Below are 4,006 nucleotides of genomic sequence, written 5' to 3'. Positions count from 1 at the left end.
AGATTGCACACAACCTGTTTGCCGGTGACTGCTCGGGCATGCGCCGCGAGTCCGGCTGGGTGGCCGGGCGCGAACTGCCGGTGGCGGCGGTGCACGGTGAGCTGGCGGCGATTCCCGCCGAACTGGCCGAGCAGAGCAGCCGCAACAACCAACTGCTGCTGGAAGCCGCGCTGCAAATTCGCGAGGACATCGACCGGGCCATTCAGACCTACGGTCGCGAGCGTATCGGCGTGGTGCTCGGCACCAGCACTTCGGGAATCGACGAGGCCAGCCGTGGTCTGGCGCACTATCTTCGCGAGCAGCAGTTCCCCACCGAGTACGACTACCGGCAACAGGAACTCGGCGCGCCGGCGAACTTTCTTGCCGACTGGCTGCAATTGAGCGGCCCGGCCTACGTGATCTCCACCGCCTGCACCTCTAGCGCTCGGGCGTTGATGAGCGCCCAGCGGCTGCTCGATCTGGGCCTGTGCGATGCGGTGTTGTGCGGCGGCGTCGACAGCCTGTGCAAACTGACACTCAACGGTTTCACCTCACTGGAGGCCGTGTCCGACGAGCGCTGCAATCCTTTTTCGGCCAACCGCAATGGCATCAACATTGGCGAAGCGGCGGTGCTGTTCCTGATGAGCAAGCAGCGCGGCGACGGCACGGCCATCGCCCTGCTCGGCAGCGGCGCAAGCTCCGACGCGCACCACATTTCCGCCCCGGAACCGAGCGGCCGCGGCGCCCTGCAAGCGATGCAGAAAGCCTTGCACCGCGCACAGTTGCAACCTGAACAAATCAATTACCTGAACCTGCACGGCACCGCGACCCAGCACAACGATGCGATGGAAAGCCTGGCGGTCGCCACGCTGTTCCCGGGCGGCGTGGCCTGCTCGTCGACCAAGCCGATGACCGGCCACACCCTCGGCGCGGCCGGCGCGCTGGAAGCAGCGTTCTGCTGGCTGAGCCTGAGCGCCGACAACCCGCAGCAAGCCTTGCCGCCGCACGTCTGGGACGCTCAGCCCGACCCTGACTTGCCGGCGCTGAACTGGGTGACTGCAAGCACACGCCTGTCGTCCATTGCACCCCGCTACCTGATGAGCAACTCGTTTGCCTTCGGCGGCAACAACGTCAGCCTGATTATCGGAGACGCACCATGAACGACTGGCCGCTCGCCGAACTGCTGCCCCACGCTGGCGACATGATTCTGATCGACCGCATCCTCAGTTTCGACGACGAACAAATCCACACCCGCCTCACCGTCAAGCCCGACGGCTTGTTCAACCTGCCCGACGGCAGCCTGCCGGCGTGGGTCGGCATCGAGCTGATGGCGCAAAGCGTTGCCGCGTTCGCCGGTTGCCATGCGCGGCAGAAGGGCAACCCGGTGGAGCTGGGTTTCCTCCTCGGCACACGCAAGTTCGAATGCAACGTCGACGCGTTTGCGGCCGGTAGCGAACTGACCATTCACGGCATCCGCTCGCTGGAAGACGACAACGGCATGGGCGTGTTCGAATGCCACATCCACGGGCCCGGCATCGAGGCCAGTGCACGCCTGAACGTGTTCCGCCCGCCGCAGCCCAGCCAATATCTTGAACAAAACCGGGAGTCGAACGATGACTGAATCCGTACTGGTCACCGGCTCCAGCCGTGGCATCGGCCGCGCCATTGCCTTGCGTCTGGCACAGGCCGGGCACGACATCGTCCTGCATTGCCGCAGCGGCATAGCTGAAGCCCAGGCCGTGAAAGCCGAAATCGAAGCACTGGGCCGCAACGCGCGTATCCTGCAATTCGACGTCGCCGACCGCGAAACCTGCAAAACCATCCTTGAAGCCGACGTCGAAACCCACGGCGCCTATTACGGCGTGGTACTCAACGCCGGGCTGACCCGCGACGGCGCCTTCCCCGCGCTGAGCGATGACGATTGGGACGTGGTGCTGCGCACCAACCTCGATGGTTTCTACAACGTCCTGCACCCGGTGATGATGCCGATGATCCGCCGTCGCGCCGCCGGTCGGATCGTCTGCATCACTTCGGTGTCGGGTTTGATCGGCAACCGGGGTCAGGTCAACTACAGCGCCTCCAAGGCCGGGGTGATTGGCGCTGCGAAGGCGTTGGCGATCGAACTGGGCAAACGCAAAATCACGGTTAACTGCGTCGCGCCGGGCCTGATCGACACGGCGATGCTGGATGAAAACGTGCCGGTGGAAGAACTGATGAAAATGATCCCCGCACAACGCATGGGCACCCCGGAAGAGGTCGCTGGTGCGGTGAATTTCCTGATGTCGGCGGAAGCCTCGTACATCACCCGCCAGGTCCTGGCGGTCAACGGAGGCTTGTGCTGATGAAGCGCGTCGTCGTCACCGGCATGGCCGGCATCACTTCGCTGGGCAGCGACTGGCAGACCATCGCCGGCAACTTTGCGGCCAACCGCAGCGGCATCCGCCGCATGGACGAGTGGGACCGCTTCAGCGAACTCAACACCCGTCTCGCCGGGCCGATCGACGATTTTGTCGTGCCGTCGCACTGGACCCGCAAGCAACTGCGCAGCATGGGCCGGGTGTCACGGCTGGCGGTGGGCGCGGCGGAACAGGCGCTGGCCGACGCCGGCCTGCTCGGCGACGAAACCATCAAGGACGGGCGCATGGGTGTGGCCTGCGGTTCGTCCACCGGCAGCACCGACGAGATCAAAGCGTTCGGCAACATGCTGCTGAACTCGGTGGCCGAAGGCCTCAACGCCAACTCCTACGTGCGGATGATGCCGCACACCACCGCGGCCAACATCAGCATCTTCTTCGGCCTCACCGGGCGCCTGATCCCGACGTCCAGCGCCTGCACCAGCGGCAGTCAGGGCATCGGCTACGCCTATGAAGCGATCAAGTTCGGACGCCTGCCGTTGATGCTTGCCGGCGGTGCCGAAGAGTTGTGCCCGACCGAAGCCATGGTGTTCGACGCGCTCTACGCCACCAGCCTGAAAAACGATGCGCCACAGACCAGCCCACGCCCGTACGACAAGGGCCGCGACGGTCTGGTGATCGGCGAAGGTGGCGGCATGCTGGTGCTCGAAGAGCTGGAGCATGCGCTGGCTCGCGGGGCGCGGATTCACGCCGAGATCGTCGGTTTCGGCAGCAACGCCGACGGCCAGCACACCACCCGCCCGGAGCAGATCACCATGCGCCGCGCGATGGAATTGGCGCTGGAAGACGCCGGACTGACGCCGAATGCCATCGGTTACGTCAATGGTCACGGCACCGCGACAGAACAGGGCGACATTGCCGAGACACTGGCGACCAGCAGCCTGTTCGGTGAGCACATGCCGATCAGCTCGCAGAAGAGTTTCCTCGGTCACACACTCGGGGCCTGCGGTGCGCTGGAGTCGTGGTTCAGCATCGAAATGCTCAATCGCGACCTGTACGTGCACACGCTCAACCTCGATGAAGTCGACCCACACTGCGGCAAGCTCGACTACCTGCGCGGCGAGTTCCGCCAGATGCACCACGAGTACGTGATGAACAACAATTTCGCTTTTGGTGGCGTCAACACCTCGCTGATCTTCCGCCGCTGGCCGTAACCGAATCAATCCAGGTCAAGGAGACCCCCATGCGTTTCAACAAACTCGCCATCACCACCCTGCTGCTCTGCGCCCTGCCGGCAGTCAGCCAGGCCCGGGATACACAGGTCATGTTGCCGTTCGACAAAGCGGTTGCCGAAGCCACCCGCAGCGGCAAGATCGACGGCAGCGTAAAGTTCTACCTGGCCGGCACCACCCCGTCCGGTAAAGTCACCGTTCTGAGCAGCGGCGCCGTGACCAACAAAAAAACCAACGCCTTCAACAAGACCGACCAGGAAGCCTGCGAATGGGTCGTGCAATCGGCCATCATCAGCCTGCACCAGGCCGCCAAAAGCGCCGGCGCCAACGCCGTGACCAACATCGTCAGCTTCTACAAGAGCAACGAGCACAAAGACACGAAGAATTACGAATGCCACGCCGGCGCGATCATGGCCGGTGTTGCGTTGAAGGGTGATCTGG

At 63.9% G+C, this 4,006-nt stretch carries 4 protein-coding genes and 1 pseudogene; all 5 read left to right on the top strand.

The window, feature by feature from the left end:
- Positions 1-1,139 (top strand): annotated as a pseudogene (locus DBR18_RS27805) (beta-ketoacyl-[acyl-carrier-protein] synthase family protein); the annotation flags it as partial.
- On the top strand, positions 1,136-1,600 hold the full coding sequence (locus tag DBR18_RS27800; RefSeq protein ID WP_108592742.1) for a hotdog family protein: 465 nt from the start codon (positions 1,136-1,138) through the stop codon (positions 1,598-1,600). The pseudogene DBR18_RS27805 and the gene DBR18_RS27800, both read left to right, overlap by 4 nt.
- Complete coding sequence (gene fabG / locus DBR18_RS27795; protein WP_108592741.1) at positions 1,593-2,321, top strand: 3-oxoacyl-ACP reductase FabG; 729 nt, start codon at positions 1,593-1,595, stop codon at positions 2,319-2,321. Before DBR18_RS27800 ends, fabG begins: the two co-directional genes overlap by 8 nt.
- Positions 2,321-3,547 carry a beta-ketoacyl-ACP synthase gene (locus DBR18_RS27790; protein WP_108592740.1) on the top strand — a complete coding sequence of 409 codons (1,227 nt, stop codon included), beginning with the start codon at positions 2,321-2,323 and terminating at the stop codon, positions 3,545-3,547. Before fabG ends, DBR18_RS27790 begins: the two co-directional genes overlap by 1 nt.
- 29 nt (positions 3,548-3,576) lie before the next feature.
- Positions 3,577-4,006: excinuclease (locus DBR18_RS27785; protein ID WP_108592739.1), on the top strand; the 430-nt coding region annotated here is incomplete at its 3' end.

Source organism: Pseudomonas sp. HMWF021 (assembly GCF_003061005.1).
In the GTDB taxonomy this organism is placed as follows: domain Bacteria; phylum Pseudomonadota; class Gammaproteobacteria; order Pseudomonadales; family Pseudomonadaceae; genus Aquipseudomonas.
This window is presented reverse-complemented; position numbering and strand designations above follow the sequence as displayed.